Below are 16,776 nucleotides of genomic sequence, written 5' to 3' on the forward strand. Positions count from 1 at the left end.
GTCTCAAAAGTCTAATTTTGTCAGTCTGAGCTTGTCGAAGACTTATGGCAATGCCATACTGAATTCACACTTCGATGGCATTGCCACTCAGTGTGACAGTAAAAATTACTTTTGAGACAGCCTCCTCTCGAATAGATCAATTAAAATCTTGGATATCCACCATCTCAACATCAAAAATTAAAACAGAGTTAGCCGGTATTTTTCCCATCGCCATCGAACCGTATGCGAGCTGAGGCGGAATTATGAATTGAACTTTAGATCCTTTTTTCATCAACATCAGCCCTTCTTCCCAACCTTTGATAACTTGACCTTGACCAAGTACAAAAGTTATCGGTTCATTTCTTTCTACAGAACTATCGAAAATTGTTCCATCTTTTAGATAGCCAGAATAATTAACTGTTACAACTTTACCGGAACCCGCTGGATCACCACTACCTTCACTTAAGATAATATATTTTATTCCGCTGGCAGTCGTTAGTATTTTAGTTGTGTCAACCTCCCACCTTGTAACTTTAGGCGGAACTTTTGCATCTACTAATGTAATTTGCATTTTCAAATCTGAGTTTGGTGGAACTTGACCCCCGGGGTTTTCAGCATAAGCTACTTTGCCAGGAATAATTATCGTTCGTGTACCGCCTATTTTCATTCCGATAATCGCTTCATCACTGCCATTTATAAATGCTTGTCTGCCAAGAATAAATTTAAGTGGTTTCTGTGAAAGTCGTGTATCTGCAACCTTGGATGCTTTTCTAGTAGAATCGAGATTCCAATTTTCATAAAGATTGGTTGAATCTTTTATTAACCAAATATTAAAATGAACATTTACTAAATCACCGGCTTTAGCAATATTTCCTGTGCCAAGTGTGTCATCATAAATCTGAACACCCGATTTTAAAGTAACGACATCAGGTGTTTTATCACAGCCGCCAAGAATCATTGCTAATAAAACAAAAACTATACTTGAATAATAACGCATAGAGAAACCTTTCTTTTTTCGGTTAAAATATATTGGTAAACGAGAGTGACATTATAACCACGAATGAATTATTTTTGATTACCATTTAATTGTAAAAATATATTGTACAAATTTATGAAAACAATTTTCATTATAACGTTATTTTTTTATTTCGTGTTATTAGATCTATTTCAAACACTAAGTGCGGATTTTAGCTCAATTCCTGTTAATAGCATGAATGAGAATAGTATTAAATTTATTTTACAGGATTCGTTGATGAACTTAAAAAAACAAGCAATAGTTGATTGCGATTACTCACTTGAAGAAGCATTGATAGGCTCTGCAGCGTCTGATGATATTAAGAATAATCTGGCTTTAGTTGATGTTTATTACTATTCGTTCGATGAGAAAATTCACAAAGGTCAAATTGTTATTCATAGGTTTCTTGCAAAAGATATCATTGAGATATTTGACCTCATCTTGCTAAATAAATTTCCAATCTCAAAAGTAATTCCAATTGTAAGCTATAATTGGTCGGATAATTTCTCTATGAACGACAATAACACTTCTTGTTTCAACCATCGTTTGGTTGCAGGAACAAAAAAAATATCAAATCACGCTTATGGTCTTGCGATAGATATAAACCCGAAATTAAATCCATATATAAAAGGCAGCCGTATCAGTCCGGAGGGTGCAAAATATGATTCCAAAATTCCAGGCACTATCCTACCTGATTCATTATTAGTGAATTCTTTTAAAAAGCGTGGTTGGACATGGGGTGGTGATTGGATCACCCGCAAAGATTACCAGCATTTTGAAAAAATAATTGAATAAATCTTAATCTAAATTTTTATCAAAAAGAAATTTTAGCATACGCCAGACTCTTTTTGACCAGTCTCTTTCGGAGTGTTGAGCATTGTAATATTTATACCAAAATAAATTACTGCCCAATTGATAATTTTTATTTTGCAGAGCGATTAGCATATCATCAATTCCCGGTTGGAGTTCACTCTCTAATCCAACCTCTCCGTTATCAATATAAATATTTATCGGTTTATGATCACCTTGATAGTTTTCAACTGTAGATACATAATTTATATCACTGATTTTGAATGCAGGTGAAACACAAATTGCTTTTGAAAATATTTCGGGGTATTCCCAGAGGAGCATAAATGATATCAACCCACCCATTGAGGATCCGCCAACAAATGTATTTTCACGCTGCGGCAATGTACGATAGAGTGAATCAATCAATGGTTTAATTTTATTTACAAGAAGATTCATATATGCAGTACCAGTGTCACCTGGTGAATATTCCTGCCATCTATATTTAGTATTATAAATGCCAACAATAATTAATTCATCTATCATACCGAGTTTAATAAGACTATCTGCAACCTCATCAAATCTCCAATCGTAACCGAACGATGAAGTGGATGGATCAAAAACATTTTGACCATCTTGAAAGTAAAGCACCGGGAAACGCTTTTCACTGTTTATTGAGTAGGATGGTGGAAACCAGATTATTATATCTCTTGGGTCAAGTATTCCGGGTTGATAATTTTTTAGGTATTCTACTGTCCCAGTAATTTGTCCATGAATTATTTGCTTGAACTGATCTTTCCAGCCGGTGATTTTAATAACTACTGTTGTATCACAACAAGTTTTTAGGAAAGAATTTTTAGGAATCGATCCATCTGATTCTACCGCTTCCTTATCCCATGATCCACGAGTAACTTTATATTCTATATTTTCGCCCGCAGAAAACATAATAGATTTTGAATAGGTAGTATCGTTAACCCGATTTAGGAAGATTTTTCCGGCGTCCCAATTACCAAGTTCAGTATTGTTTCCTGAAATCGAAACGTGTTCTGAATCAGCAAGTGCATGCGTGATTACAATAAATTGAACCACCACCTTTTGTTGGGCTGATAATAAAATACTATAAATAAAAAATGATAGAATGAAATTCCTTATCATAATTCCCTTATTAAATTCCGAACTTTATAAATTAATTTTACTTCTGATTATTTCAGTTCATAAAAATTATTTTTTCTATTTGAATCTGGAATTATATTTGATCCAAGTTCAACTTTAGAAACTTCACCTTCGGCAGATATTGAAATTGTAGTCGAAGTTTTGCCATCCATCCAAACATCGGCTTGAGCTTCAATTGAATTAACAATTTCACCATTACTATTCTTTAGTGATACAATAATTGGAACAGGCATACTACCAATTTTTTCAACAGTTACTTCATAATCATTTCCATCTCTTTTCACATCTGATATTGAAAGATCGGGATAACCATTTTCGAAGAACCATGGATTCCAGAACCAATTCAGGTTTCTACCGGAAACTTCATTGAATGTATGAAAGAAATCATATGGTATTGGATGCTTACCATGCCAGCGGTTTATATACTCTTTATAAACTTCACCAAATTTTTCTTTACCAAGCATTTTACGAAGAATATCGTATGAAATACCTGGACGCGAATATGCTTGTGTTCTGTAAGTGTTTCCATGAGTTTGATTCGAGGGGGTGACAAGCGGAAGTTCCATTTCATCACCTGCAAAATTTTCATAGCTTCTAACATTCCAGCCGCGCGGAGAATTACCTTCCACCATCCTTTCTTGAATATCAAATGGAATAAATACCGCCATACCTTCATCCATCCATGCATATTTTCGCTCATTGATTCCCATGTAGAAAGGAAAGTACTGATGTGCAAGTTCGTGAGATGTAACTCCAAATGTGCCGGCAAGGGAATTTGTAGATCCATTATTTACAATCATCGGGAATTCCATTCCGCCTGCGCCGTTAAAAACTGTTTGACTTGGAAATGGAAATGGTACACCCGGTAATTCTTTCGAATAATATTCAAGCGATTTCATTGCGAAATATGCAACATCTTTAAAATCTTTTGAAGATGGATTATAAGCTGCAGTAATATAAATTCTTCTTTTAGTTTTGTCATCAACAACAAGACTAAGTGCATCCCACTGATAATGATCACTAATACCAAATGCGAAGTCTGTCACTCCCTGTGCTTTGAAATTCCACATATTCGTAGAACTGGATGAATTAAAAATATTTCCTTCTTTCAAATCCTTTTCAGTTACAATACGAATTACAGAATCACTTTGATGAGCCTTGTTAAATAAGTTAAAATATTTTTCATTCAAGACTTGATTTGCATTTTGAAGTTCACCGGTAGCCCAAATTCCAAAATTATTTGGGACAGTGATGTTTACATCAAAATTGCAAAAATCATTATACATTTCGTGCTGACCTGTGTAGTCAATCATATCCCAGCCATCAATATCATCATAGACAGAAACCTGAGGGTACCAATAAGCAATAAAGTAAGAAGTAGAATCATATTTACCCATGCGAGGGTTTTGCCCGGCAGGAATTTGCACCTCCCATTGTATTTTTATTTGATTACTTGAATTTGGATTTATCGGTTGTGAAAGCAGCACCGCTAAATTGGTTGAGGTATTTCGTACTGAGTCACGACTATTCCAATTAATATTTTTATTATTTATTTGAAACGCTTTCAAAATAACACCATCCGTAATAGAAGCTTCTTCAAGCGTGAAATCTCTTGCGCTTTCTTTTTTATTCATATTTTGATAGAGCCTTATTACAAATCGCTTGAGTGTATCGGGACTATTATTGTAATATGTAATTTCTTCTTCCCCCTTTAGCATTCCTGTAGTAGGATCGAACTTTGCATTGATTTTATAATCAGATGAATTCTGCCAATAACTTTCCCCGGGCTTTCCATCAAATGAGCGTGTGTTTTTGCTGTAAGCATCAAGAATATTTCTTGGGATATAAAATGAGGACTGAGCTGAGGCTGATCCAATTAATAAAATTGATATCAGAACAAAAGAAAAATATTTGAACATGATTTCTCCAGGATAAGATTGTTAAAGATTGTTTTAATCGTCATTGAATAGACTTGTTGATGATTCAGACTTAAACTTTTTTCTGCCAAACCTTTTATATGCTAATTCTGTTACTTCCCTGCCGCGCGGTGTACGGTTTATAAATCCTTGCTGAATCAGAAATGGTTCATAGACTTCTTCAATAGTGCCGGCATCTTCATTAACTGCAACCGAAAGTGTGTTTAGCCCAACGGGTCCGCCGTTGTATTTTTCCATAATTGTAAGAATAATTTCTTTATCCATTTCATCAAGACCAAATTCATCAACTTCGAGAGCAGCGAGTGCAGTTTTAGAAATTTCTATATCAATTGTATCCTTGTTCTCAAAATCAGCAAAGTCACGCGTTCGTCTTAAAAGTCTGTTTGCAATTCGAGGAGTTCCTCTTGAACGCTTGGCAATTTCGACAGCGGCAGCGGCATCAATTTTAATATTTAGAATTTTTGCGGAACGATTCACAATTCCTGTTAAAGTTTCTGAATCATAATAATCTAATCTAAACTTGATACCGAACCGATCACGCAAGGGAGAGGTAAGCATTCCTGCACGGGTTGTTGCACCAACGAGTGTGTATTTCGGTAAACTGATTTGTACTGTTCGTGCATTCGGTCCGCTGTCAATCATAATGTCAAGTTTATAATCTTCCATAGCAGAATAAAGATACTCTTCCACTACAGGGCTTAAGCGATGTATCTCATCTATAAATAATACCGAGTGCTCTTCAAGATTTGTCAATATGCCGGCGAGGTCTCCGGGCTTTTCCATCACGGGACCGGAAGTTACTTTGCATTTTACTCCGAGTTCATTTGCAATAATATTTGCAAGTGTTGTTTTGCCTAATCCCGGAGGTCCGGTTAATAAAACATGATCAAGCGCATCGTTGCGTTTGGAGGCTGCGGAGATAAATACATTAAGGTTGGAGGTGATTTTTGATTGCCCCATAAAATCCTTTAGGAATAAAGGGCGCAATGTTGTTTCGATTATTTTTTCTTCCGGCAGAGGTTCCGGTTGTGTCGAATTAGATTTTCTCATTAAAAATTATGTGACTAATTGTTTATTCTTAAACTTAAATTTATTTAAAACTAATACCATTAAAATCATTGCAGCGACCATCATTGCGGCGATTAACACAGTTATCATCGGTGTTAATTTTTCTCCGAAGAGAACAAATAATCCCGGGTTCCATGCGCTTCCATAAAGTATCATTAAATGAACTACATAAATTAACAAAGTATTTCGACCAAGAAGAATAAATATTTTTGGGATGTTTTCTATTTTGATTGAGATTAGTGAAACTATTCCCGTTAATAAAAGTACAAATCCCATTCGAAATGTAATCGTACTAAGAGTTTCATTCCATGGATGAATATTCCCGACAGGGTAGGGTATCAGATCATTTAAAACAAACGCAATTAACATAAAAACTGCGGCGGCAGTTGAAACGATATAACTGAAACGGGTAGTTTTAAATACCAAAGGATGATTAGCAAGATAACTTCCGAGCACCCCCCCGCAAATAACATAACCCGCCCAGGGAAATAACGGAAATAACGAACCGGTTTTGCTGTAAAAATATGCGGCTATGGGTTCGGGAAAATAATTCAACCAATTTATATCTTCTGTAAATATTGATAGAATAAAAAAAGCCGAGCCAATCATTCCAAAAAAATAGTAATCATTCAATTTTAGTTTTTCAGTTATAAAAGCAAGTATTAAAATGAACAATAACCCGAAGCCGATAAGTTGAAGAACATCAATGGAAATAAAAATATTCCAGCTTTTAGCAGTCACTTCAGAAAAATCTACTATTGTGTAGGTGGGATATTTAAGCAGGTAGCCAAGGCTGACAAGAAGCAGCACCCGTTTAAATCCTTTTTCAACTCTCGGGTTTTTGAAATAAGAAGATTTGTTCAATCTAAACAAATATGTAAAAACACTTCCTGCAGTGAAAAGAAAAATCGGAGCAGTCATACCGCGCATAAATAACCAGACAGCATATACAGGAGAATCTAAATCGCGAAAGGAATTTCCCAAGAGCGCGTCAACCGTGTGCCCTTGAACCATTTGAAGTACGGCAAAAGTGCGTAATAAATCAATAAATATTATTCGATGTTTTTTTTCGGTATGCGTCATTTACATTAATTAAACTTTGCCGTTTGAACGTTTGAAATTACTCAATTTGTTTTAATTATTAAAAAAAGAACTCTCTGAAAAATTGGATTCAACTTTCAGAAGTTTCTAAATGAAGTTGCTTGTCAAATTCCATTTAACCTGGCAAAACTAGTCTTTGATAGATTACAACTTTAAGGGAAATATGGCGCATGTTTTATCGGGTACACCTAATTTCTCTTTAAAATTGCTAACTATTATTTCATTTTTTATAAATCCCTTTATTTTTTTTAAAAAAACCCCCTTTTTTTTAAAAAATCCCTTCTTTTTTTTAAAAAACCCCTCAATTTTTTAAAAAATAACCTTTTTTTTTTAAAAAAATACCATTTTTTTTAAAAAAATATCCATTTTTTAAAAAAAAAAATTTTTTTTTTAAAAAAAAAAATTTTTTTATAAAAAAAAACTTATTTTTTTTTCCTATCAAAAATCACTATCACATTATTTTCGCTTCCTATCAGATCATTTTTGCGAACTATCACATTATTTTCGCTTCCTATCAGATCATTTTCGCGAACTATCACATTATTTTTGCTCACTATCACTTTATTTTACCTCACTATCAAATGGATGTTAGAAAAATAAAGTGATAACTTACATAAATAATTAGATGGGAAGGAAAAATTATCTGACATTTTATAAAAATTAAGAGATGGGAAGTAAAATCAATTAGATAGTTTATGGAAAAATTTCGATAGTGTAGGGAAAGCGATTAGAGACAGTCAAAAAAAAAGTGACCCCGTAAATAACCGGGGTCACTTTTATTAAAGTTAGATGAAAAAAAGATTATTTATCTTTATTTTCGTCATCAACAACTTCGTAAGAAGCATCCTGAACATTTTCCTTCTCGTCTTTTTTAGAAGCTTCAGTCTGCGGTTCTGCCTGCGGACTTCCTTGCGGCTGCCCCCCGGGTTGAGAGTATAACTGCGAAGCTATTTCATTCCAAACCTTATTTAGCGATTCAGTAGCAGCCTTAATTTGTTCGGAGTTATTAGAAGCTAAAGAATCTTCTACTTTTTTAATTTCAGTTTCAAGTCTTGATTTATTATCAGGAGAAATTTTATCTTTCATTTCTTCAATCTGCTTTTTGGTTTGGAATACCAAACTATCTGCCTGATTACGAATCTCAACCGCTTCCTTTTTAGTTTTATCTTCAGCAGCATGTTCTTTAGCATCGTTTTTCATTTTCTCAACTTCATCTTTATTCAAACCGCTCGAAGAAGTAATTCTAATACTTTGCTCTTTACTTGTTGCCTTATCCTTTGCAGCAACATGTAAAATACCGTTTGCATCAATATCAAAAGTAACTTCAATCTGAGGTACCCCCCTTGGAGCAGGCGGAATTCCGTCGAGATGAAATCTTCCGAGAGTTCTGTTATCGGCAGCCATAGCGCGTTCTCCTTGAAGCACATTTATTTCTACCGATGGCTGACTATCAGAGGCAGTTGAGAATATTTCACTCTTCTTTGTTGGTATAGTTGTGTTTGCCTCGATTAACCTTGTCATCATTCCACCCAAAGTTTCGATTCCCAATGCGAGTGGAGTAACATCAAGGAGCAGCACATCTTTTATATCACCGGCTAACACCCCACCCTGGATTGCAGCACCAACAGCAACCACTTCATCGGGGTTTACACCTTTGTGTGGTTCTCTTCCGAATAAATTTTTAACCAATTCCTGAACCATTGGAATTCTGGTTGAACCGCCGACAAGAATAACTTCGCTAATCTGATCCCTGCTTACGCCTGAATCTTTAATAGCCTGTTCGCAAGGTATTTTCGTCCTTTGAACTAAAGTGTCAATCAGTTGTTCAAATTTTGAACGTGAAATATTAAGATTTAAATGCTTAGGTCCATCCTGAGTTGCAGTGATGAACGGCAGATTGACATCTGTGGACATTGAAGAAGATAATTCAATCTTTGCTTTCTCGGCAGCTTCTTTTAATCTTTGAAGCGCCATAGGATCTTTTTTAAGATCAATCCCCTCCTGCTTTCTGAATTCTTCTGCAAGATAATCTATAAGTTGCTGATCAAAATCATCACCACCGAGATGAGTATCGCCATTAGTTGACTTAACTTCGAACACACCTTCACCAAGCTGGAGAATAGAAATATCGAACGTACCCCCGCCTAAATCATAAACCGCTACAATTTCATCTTTATTTTTTTTATCCAATCCATAAGCAAGAGCAGCAGCAGTTGGCTCGTTAATAATTCTTCTAACTTTTAATCCGGCAATTTCTCCCGCATCCTTTGTAGCTTGTCTTTGAGAATCATTAAAGTAAGCCGGAACAGTGATCACAGCTTCTGTAACTTCCTGCCCAAGATAATCTTCAGCAGTCTTTTTCATTTTTTGAAGAATCATTGAACTGATTTCAGGAGGTGAATAAACTCTATCTAAAATTCTAACTCGTGCAGAATTATTATCGCCAGCTACAACCTCGTAGGGTATTTCACTTTTTTCTCTGTCTACTTCTTGAATAACCCTGCCCATAAATCTTTTGATAGAAAAGATTGTATTCTTTGGATTGGTTATCGCTTGTCTTTTTGCAGGCTGTCCAACTAATCTTTCGCCCGATTTTGTAAAAGCAACAACTGAAGGAGTAGTTCTGCCGCCTTCTGAGTTTGGTATTACTACCGGATCGTTACCTTCCATTACTGCTACGCAGGAATTAGTTGTGCCTAAGTCAATTCCAATTATTTTTCCCATTAGTTAATTCTCCTTTTTCTATAATTTATTTTATTATGTTTAGTTATTTGCTGTTCAATTATTCATTTGACTAAGAAAGATGTCAATTTAAACCTCCCAAATTTCTATTTTTGGGTGAATGAAATTCTATGGTTTTCTTTGAATACTTTGCACTCTAAAAGTGATTTAATTTAATCGAATACTTTTGACTGTGTTCGATTATTACAATCAGTGTGCCATAAGAGAAGTTGTAAAATCAACAAATTTTCAATACTTGCGAATTTTAGTCTAAATTTTAGTCGGCAATTATGGCAAGCTAAGTTGAAATCTGGCACAGAAAGCTGAAAGAAACAGCGAATTGACAACTTAAAACAAAATAAAATATAGAGGCTGCTTTGTTTGAAATACAAAAATTTGATATAAAATTAGAGACCGAAAAATCGGCAGAAATTTTATTTATACAGAAGAAATTGATTCCACAAATTCATACCTGATGAATCGAGAATTTTATCCACCCGATGGCACGGTTGTGCTTGCCGAAAAACAATCTAAGGGAAGGGGTCGCAAAGATCGCGCATGGCACAGCCTAAAAGATGTTAATTTAACTTTTTCAATTTTATTGAAGGACAATAAATACCTTAGAACCAATTTCAATCTGATAAACTTTAGTGCTGCTCTATCTGTTGCAATCTCAATAGAAAATTTATACCAGCTTAAACCTGAATTAAAATGGCCTAATGACGTATTAATAGATAGCAAAAAAGTTTCTGGAATCTTGATCGAATCTGCAAGCAAAGGCGATAAAGTCGAGCGGATAGTAATTGGCATAGGACTAAATGTTAATCAAAATATTTTTCAAGGGACGTATAACATTCCACCAACATCTTTAAAATTAGAATTGAACAGGCATATTGATCGGGAAATTCTTCTTGCTGAATTACTCAATCATTTTGAAAATCTCCTTCATAAAACTAAAGTAAAACCCGAATGGATTTTAAATGAATGGAGGAACCGCTGCAGAATGATTGGGGAAAGAATCACAATCATTGAAGGCGAAAAAACTATAACAGGTATATTTGATGATGTTGATGATGATGGATTTCTGATCCTGCGTCGGGGAACTCAAACTCAAAAAATATTTGCCGGAGATGTATCAGCAGCATGATTTTAACGTGCGATATTGGAAATAGCAGAATAAAATTTGGATCTTTTATTGGCGACGAGCTTATTGATTTTCGGGCATATCATAAAATTGAAGATTCAATTAAATTTATTCTTGAGGTGCAGCCTGCTGTTATTGCAATTTCTTCGGTCGCATCTTTTAAATTAAATCAGCTTATAAATGCCGTTAAACCAAAATTTTTATCGAACATTTTTTTTGTTGATAGACATCAACACTTTAATTTAATTATAAATTACAACTCTGCTGCCACACTTGGAATAGACAGAATATGTTCTGCAGAAGGAGCAATCTATCTGCTTCAAAAAGACAAACATTTAAATCAGATATTTGAGAATGATTTTATAATGACAATTGATTTTGGCACAGCAACGACTATTAATCTTGTTAAATTCCCAAATGTTTTTGAAGGCGGCTTAATTATGCCCGGTATGAAATTGATGAGTGAGTCACTTTACAAGCGGACCGAGCAATTACCCGAAATAAAAATTGCAATAACTAACTCAGTAATCGGTAAAACAACGGAAGAAAATATTAATAGTGGAATAATAAATTCTACGGTCGGATTAATTGAAAGAGTAATTCGCAAAATTAAAGATGAATTTAAAGCTGATGTTAAAAAAATATTTATTACGGGTGGAAATGCAAAATTGGTACAGGACAATTTAGATTTCGAATATGAATATTCTGAAGGCTTGGTACTTTATGGAATAAAATCAATTTACGATTTGAACTTAAAAAAAAATTAGAGCTTTAATAATAAATTATCTATTAAACGGGTCTGTCCAATTTTACAGGCAATGAGGATTAAATATTCAGCCCCCTCACATAGGTATTCAGCATCGTTAAAAGTATCTGCCTCTACAATTTTTACATAATTTAATTGAGAAGTTGGAACCGAAGAAATTAACTTTATCATTTCCTCAATCAATTTAAGCGAATTATGTTCACCACGCTCGACTTTACTCTTCACAAGATTCAAGGCTTGCGATAACACAAGAGCATCTTTTCGTTCAGCAGTTGATAAATAAACATTTCTCGAACTCATTGCCAATCCATCAGGTTCACGAACAATTGGGCAGACAATAATTTGCGTATCAAATTTTAAATCGCTAACCATTTTTTTTATTACCGCAGCTTGTTGTGCATCCTTTCTGCCCGAAGAACGCATAATCTGGCTGTACAATATGAAATAGAATTGACACAACAGTTGTGACACCGCGAAAATGTGTCGGACGAAATTCCCCCTCCAAAATTTGTGTCAATGGTCCAACTTCAATAAAGGAAGAAAAACCCGAAGGATAAATTTCATTTACATCAGGATAAAAAAGATAATCAACTTCCAACTTTTCAAGAAGTTTAGAATCCCGGTTAATGTCGCGTGGATATTTCGATAAATCTTCTGTGGGAGAAAACTGAGTTGGATTGACAAAGATAGAAACGAACGTTACATCGCATTTTTTTTTTGATTCTCGAATTAAGGATAGATGACCCTCATGCAGGTAGCCCATCGTAGGAACAAAACCGATGCTTTTGTTCGCAACTTTTAGTGATCTAGCTATTTTTCTAATCTCCGAAGAAGTAGAAAGAGTTTCGATTATAGCCTCAAGTCATATTTTCAAGCAGCGAAAAAATTTTTTCTTTCAGATCTTTTCTATGACAGATCAGATCTACAAAACCTTTTTCCAGCAGAAACTCGGATCGTTGAAAACCATCAGGCAAATCTTTGCCAATCGTTTGCTTAATTACTCGTGGTCCGGCAAAACCAATTAAGGCTTTAGGCTCAGCAATATTAATATCGCCAAGCATAGCATAACTTGCAGTTGTTCCGCCAGTTGTTGGGTCTGTTAACACTGAGATATAAGGAATACCTTTAGCAGCTAATCTTGTTAACCGTGCACTGGTTTTAGCTAATTGCATAAGAGAATATGCCCCCTCCATCATTCGTGCGCCGCCGCTTGCCGAAACAAGTATAAGGGGAATTTCACTTTTAAATGACTTATCAATTAGTCTTGCTATTTTTTCGCCAACTACTGCTCCCATACTTCCACCGATAAATGCAAAATCCATTACACCCAAACAAACTTCCATATTATTTAATTTGCCGACACCCGTCCGAATCGCATCAAACATTCCCGTCTTTTTTATGGTAGCAGCAACTCTTTCATTATATTTTTTAGTGTCAGAAAAATTTAATGGATCGGCTGATCTCATTTTTTTATCCATTTCTTTAAAGCTGGATTTGTCGAGAAGTATATTTATGTATTCAGCACTGCCGATTCTAAAATGATAATCACACTTTGTACAAGTCCAAAGATTCAATTCTAATTGTTTCTTATGAATGATCTCGCCGCAGCCAGCGCACTTCTCCCACATTCCATCGGGGGCATCCTTTTTGTGAGAGTCAGGCGAAATATTTTGTTTCGATCGTTTGAACCAGGGCATGCTTAGCTGCCTTTCTGTACATCTGCATAAATCGTAAGGATTTTCTGCGGTTCTGAAGGGTCATTAGTTGTGATGGTAATTGTTCTGCTCATTTTACCCAAACGGTCCGTCGTATCAAGTTCTACTTTCAGGCTTCCTTTTTCCCCCGGGGCTAATTTTTCACTGCTTACCAACGCCGCAGTGCAGCCACAAGAAGTTTTGATATTCTTAATCAGCAAATCACCCGTTCCAAAATTTGCAATTTTAAAAGTGTACTCAACTTTTTTCCCTTCTTGTACAGCTCCAAAATCATGCTCGGTTTCCGGAACAACAAATTTTGCTTGCAGTTCAGATTTTGCGTCTCCGGTTTTGACATTGCCAACAAATGTTAATTTCATTTCAGGAATATCGAGGTCGTTACTTTGAATGTAAACAAACTTGGTTTGCTTTCCGATTCTTCCTTTTGAATTGAAACTTACTAAAAGATTTGTGGACTCACCCGGAGCTAATAAGCTTTTTTCAGGGCTGGCGGCTGTGCATCCGCAAGAGGCTCTTACATGAGCAATATTCAAAGTATCCCATCCCGCATTTGTAATTATAAATGTATGAGAAACTATTTCGCCCTGAATTATATCTCCAAAATCATATTCGATTGGGGTAACTGTAATTTTAGGGCCTATTGATTGCGAGTATAAAAAAGAAATTGAAAGAATAACAAACAGTAAAATATTTCTTAACATTTTTAATTCCCTTTTATTAAAAAATTTCTAAAATAATTTGGCTCAAGGCTATCTATATCAAGCGACATAAATTTTTCGCCAAAAGCCTTGCACCACTTTGCAACATAAAGCGCATCCGGGGCGCAGACATTTTTTTTATTTGCTGAAGAATAAATCTGAACATTTCCGAAAATCAATTCTTCCTTAAAATTTACAAGTTCATTTAAAGGTAGAATTTTTAATCCGTGTGTAAATATAAAACTCCTGTCTTTAATTTGAAACTGTGCAAAATAGACCTCGTCCTTATTTACTTTATTTGCTATAGAAAATTGAGTGCCTTCAGGAAGATAATCTGATAACTGAAGTGCAATGGCTTCAAATGTCGGAACAGGTACGATCGGAATTGAAAGAGCTGTCGAAATTCCTTTTGCTGCCGCCAATCCAATTCTTAATCCTGTGAAAGAACCGGGACCGGCTGAAACAGCCAAGCATGACACATCTTCTAATTCGAGTGCTGCTTGCTTCATCACAAAATCAATCAGGGCGAATAATTTTTCTGAATGAGAATGGACGAGTTCTATTTTTGCTTCAAAATATTTTGAAGAGGAGAAATAGACGCATACACTGCAAATTTTATCTGAAGTCTCTATTGCCAATATTGGTTTTGAATTTATCATAGCTTACTAAACTCAAATTCTCTTGAAAAATCTTCATTCACCCTGATCGAAATTTCAGTCCTTTTCTTTGGAAGAAGATTTGGAAATAAACTGCCCCATTCAATCAACACAACTGAATTTTCCGCTGTGATATAATCATTAAAACCAATTTCGATCAATTCGTTTTCTTTATTTATTCTGTAAAAATCAAAGTGATAGAAATTAAACCTGGCAGTATATTCATTTACAATTGCGAAGGTGGGGCTACTGACATTTTGAACACCAAAACATTTTAGAAGATGCTTGATGAAGAAAGTTTTCCCGCTTCCAAGTTCACCATTTAATACTACTACCTCTGAATCTGAAATATTTTCAGAATAACTTTTTGCCAACTCAATAGTTTCCATTTCCGACCGACAAACATGCTTTGAGGGAAACTCAACCACCTATTTCGGCTCCATCGTTATAACAGGAAGAATCATTTCTTCCATTGATATTCCGCCGTGTTGAAAAGTATCTTTGTACATTCCAAGATATTTATGATAATCAGTAGGATAAACAAAATAAAAATCTTCCTTTGCAATAATATAATTAATGGTAACACCCCTATCGGGCAGTTTGTATTCGGAAGCATTTTTAATAAACATTGCATGCTTCTCATCAACTTTCAGGTTTCTGCCATATTTAAATCTTAAATTAGCAAGTGCTTCTCTATCGCCTAATACTTTAGCACCGCGCAATGAACGAATGCTCCCGTGATCGGTGGTTACAACAATGCGGCAATTTTTTAATTTTGCTAATGACTTGAAAATTCCAAGCAGCGAAGAATGCATAAACCAACTATTGGTCAAAGAACGATAAGCTGGTTCATCCGGAGCAATTTCTTTTAAGAGATCAGAATCAGATCTTCCATGCGCAATCATATCAAGAAAATTAACAACTACCGTTGTAAGATGCGTATTCTGATACGAAAGGATATCCTGTTCAAAATTTCTTCCAACTTCCGGATCAATTATTTTAATATACTTCAAATCATTTTTTAATTTGATTCTTTTTCTGTCAATCAACCTTTGAAGTAGTTCGCGCTCATGCTGATTCATGCTTCTTTCATCATCAGCCGAGGCGTGATAAATGTCGGGATAATATTTATCAATATCCGATGGAAACATACCTGCAAAGAGTGCGTTACGGGAGTAGGGGGTTGCAGTCGGAAGAATTGAATAGTAATAATCCTTTTCAATTTTAAATAGGTCAATAAGACTTTTTTCCATCACTAACCACTGGTCAAGACGTAAACAATCGAGCACAAAATAAAAGACAGAGTAATCCTGCTTCTGCACCAAATTTAGAACATAGTTTGAAGTAATCTCTGTTGTAAGCAAAGGTCTTTCAGAACTATCTATGTTGTTGACCCACCCTTTGTAGTTCTTCTCCACATATTTTGAAAACTCTTTGTTCGCCTCTTTCTTTTGATCGAACAATGTTTGTTTCAATCCAATGTCAGGATGAAGATCCAATTCAATATCCCAGTCAACCATTTTCAGGTAAAGGTCATTCCATTCAGCAAAATCCATCGGGTTAGTTAACGCCTGCGAAATCTCATTGAAATCCTGCAAGTAATCTTTGGTAACATATTCACCGGTGATTTTTTTCCCTTCCAGAATCTTTTTGCAAACAAGCAAAACCTGGCTTGGGTTTACGGGTTTTGTAAGATAGTCAGTAATCTTACCGCCGATCGCTTCATTCATCAAAGATTCTTCTTCGCTCTTGGTAACCATTACCACTGGAATGTTTGCGTTGATATCTTTTATTCTGCTTAATGTTTCGAGTCCCCCCATCCCTGCCATCATTTCATCCAGAAAAATAAGGTCATAATCATTTTTCCTAACCGAATTGATCGCATCTTCACCATTAGTAACCGTATCAACTTCGTAACCTTTTTCGGAAAGGAAAATTATATGTGAACGTAGAAGTTCAATTTCATCATCAACCCAAAGCAATTTTTTTTGCGGCATTTATTTATCCATTCTGTTTC

The 16,776-nt window shown here is 35.2% G+C and carries 13 protein-coding genes and 2 pseudogenes; 3 read left to right on the top strand and 12 right to left on the bottom strand.

Going from position 1 to position 16,776, the window contains the following annotated elements:
- Window positions 1-136: 136 nt before the first annotated feature.
- A complete protein-coding gene (locus IPH11_02060) occupies window positions 137-976 on the bottom strand; it encodes an FKBP-type peptidyl-prolyl cis-trans isomerase (GenBank protein ID MBK6912503.1) in 840 nt (279 codons plus the stop codon).
- Window positions 977-1,231: 255 nt separating this feature from the next.
- On the opposite strand from IPH11_02060, the gene IPH11_02065 reads away from it, so the two are divergent.
- Window positions 1,232-1,789, top strand: a complete 558-nt coding sequence (locus IPH11_02065) for a M15 family metallopeptidase (protein ID MBK6912504.1) — start codon at window positions 1,232-1,234, stop codon at window positions 1,787-1,789.
- Window positions 1,790-1,792: 3 nt separating this feature from the next.
- Here the strand turns inward: IPH11_02065 and IPH11_02070 are convergent, their stop codons facing one another.
- From IPH11_02070 to dnaK, 5 genes are all read right to left on the bottom strand, one after another.
- Entirely contained in the window at window positions 1,793-2,935 is a 1,143-nt protein-coding gene (locus tag IPH11_02070; protein ID MBK6912505.1) for an alpha/beta hydrolase, read from the bottom strand.
- Window positions 2,936-2,982: 47 nt separating this feature from the next.
- Window positions 2,983-4,872: a M1 family metallopeptidase gene (locus IPH11_02075; protein MBK6912506.1), complete on the bottom strand. Its 1,890-nt coding sequence runs from the start codon at window positions 4,870-4,872 to the stop codon at window positions 2,983-2,985.
- 33 nt (window positions 4,873-4,905) lie between these two features.
- Complete coding sequence (gene ruvB, locus IPH11_02080; GenBank protein MBK6912507.1) at window positions 4,906-5,940, bottom strand: Holliday junction branch migration DNA helicase RuvB; 1,035 nt, start codon at window positions 5,938-5,940, stop codon at window positions 4,906-4,908.
- A 6-nt stretch (window positions 5,941-5,946) separates the two neighbouring features.
- Window positions 5,947-7,041 carry a DUF1624 domain-containing protein gene (locus IPH11_02085; GenBank protein MBK6912508.1) on the bottom strand — a complete coding sequence of 365 codons (1,095 nt, stop codon included), beginning with the start codon at window positions 7,039-7,041 and terminating at the stop codon, window positions 5,947-5,949.
- An 819-nt stretch (window positions 7,042-7,860) separates the two neighbouring features.
- Window positions 7,861-9,783, bottom strand: a complete 1,923-nt coding sequence (dnaK, locus tag IPH11_02090) for a molecular chaperone DnaK (protein MBK6912509.1) — start codon at window positions 9,781-9,783, stop codon at window positions 7,861-7,863.
- A 374-nt stretch (window positions 9,784-10,157) separates the two neighbouring features.
- Between dnaK and IPH11_02095 the strand changes: the two are divergent.
- Window positions 10,158-10,927: pseudogene (locus IPH11_02095) on the top strand (biotin--[acetyl-CoA-carboxylase] ligase).
- Window positions 10,924-11,691, top strand: a complete 768-nt coding sequence (locus IPH11_02100; GenBank protein ID MBK6912510.1) for a type III pantothenate kinase — start codon at window positions 10,924-10,926, stop codon at window positions 11,689-11,691. The pseudogene IPH11_02095 and the gene IPH11_02100 overlap by 4 nt, the downstream one beginning before the upstream one ends.
- Here the strand turns inward: IPH11_02100 and IPH11_02105 are convergent.
- The 6 genes and pseudogenes from IPH11_02105 to IPH11_02130 all read right to left on the bottom strand — a co-directional run bounded on the left by IPH11_02105 (window position 11,688) and on the right by IPH11_02130 (window position 16,756).
- Window positions 11,688-12,540 (bottom strand): annotated as a pseudogene (locus IPH11_02105) (pantoate--beta-alanine ligase). The gene IPH11_02100 and the pseudogene IPH11_02105 overlap by 4 nt on opposite strands.
- Window positions 12,541-12,547: 7 nt before the next feature.
- Complete coding sequence (locus IPH11_02110; protein MBK6912511.1) at window positions 12,548-13,387, bottom strand: acetyl-CoA carboxylase carboxyltransferase subunit beta; 840 nt, start codon at window positions 13,385-13,387, stop codon at window positions 12,548-12,550.
- Between the two features lie 2 nt (window positions 13,388-13,389).
- Window positions 13,390-14,106, bottom strand: a complete 717-nt coding sequence (locus IPH11_02115) for a DUF1573 domain-containing protein (GenBank protein ID MBK6912512.1) — start codon at window positions 14,104-14,106, stop codon at window positions 13,390-13,392.
- Between the two features lie 2 nt (window positions 14,107-14,108).
- Entirely contained in the window at window positions 14,109-14,762 is a 654-nt protein-coding gene (gene tsaB / locus IPH11_02120) for a tRNA (adenosine(37)-N6)-threonylcarbamoyltransferase complex dimerization subunit type 1 TsaB (protein ID MBK6912513.1), read from the bottom strand.
- The gene (gene tsaE, locus IPH11_02125) at window positions 14,759-15,148 is read right to left on the bottom strand and encodes a tRNA (adenosine(37)-N6)-threonylcarbamoyltransferase complex ATPase subunit type 1 TsaE (GenBank protein ID MBK6912514.1); all 390 of its coding nucleotides are present in this window, start codon (window positions 15,146-15,148) and stop codon (window positions 14,759-14,761) included. The genes tsaB and tsaE overlap by 4 nt, the downstream gene beginning before the upstream one ends.
- A 39-nt stretch (window positions 15,149-15,187) precedes the next feature.
- Window positions 15,188-16,756 (bottom strand): bifunctional response regulator/alkaline phosphatase family protein, encoded by a 1,569-nt coding sequence (locus IPH11_02130; GenBank protein MBK6912515.1) that lies wholly within the window; start codon window positions 16,754-16,756, stop codon window positions 15,188-15,190.
- Between the last annotated feature and the right edge of the window lie 20 nt (window positions 16,757-16,776).

The organism is Ignavibacteriales bacterium, assembly GCA_016709155.1.
In the GTDB taxonomy this organism is placed as follows: domain Bacteria; phylum Bacteroidota; class Ignavibacteria; order Ignavibacteriales; family Ignavibacteriaceae; genus JADJEI01.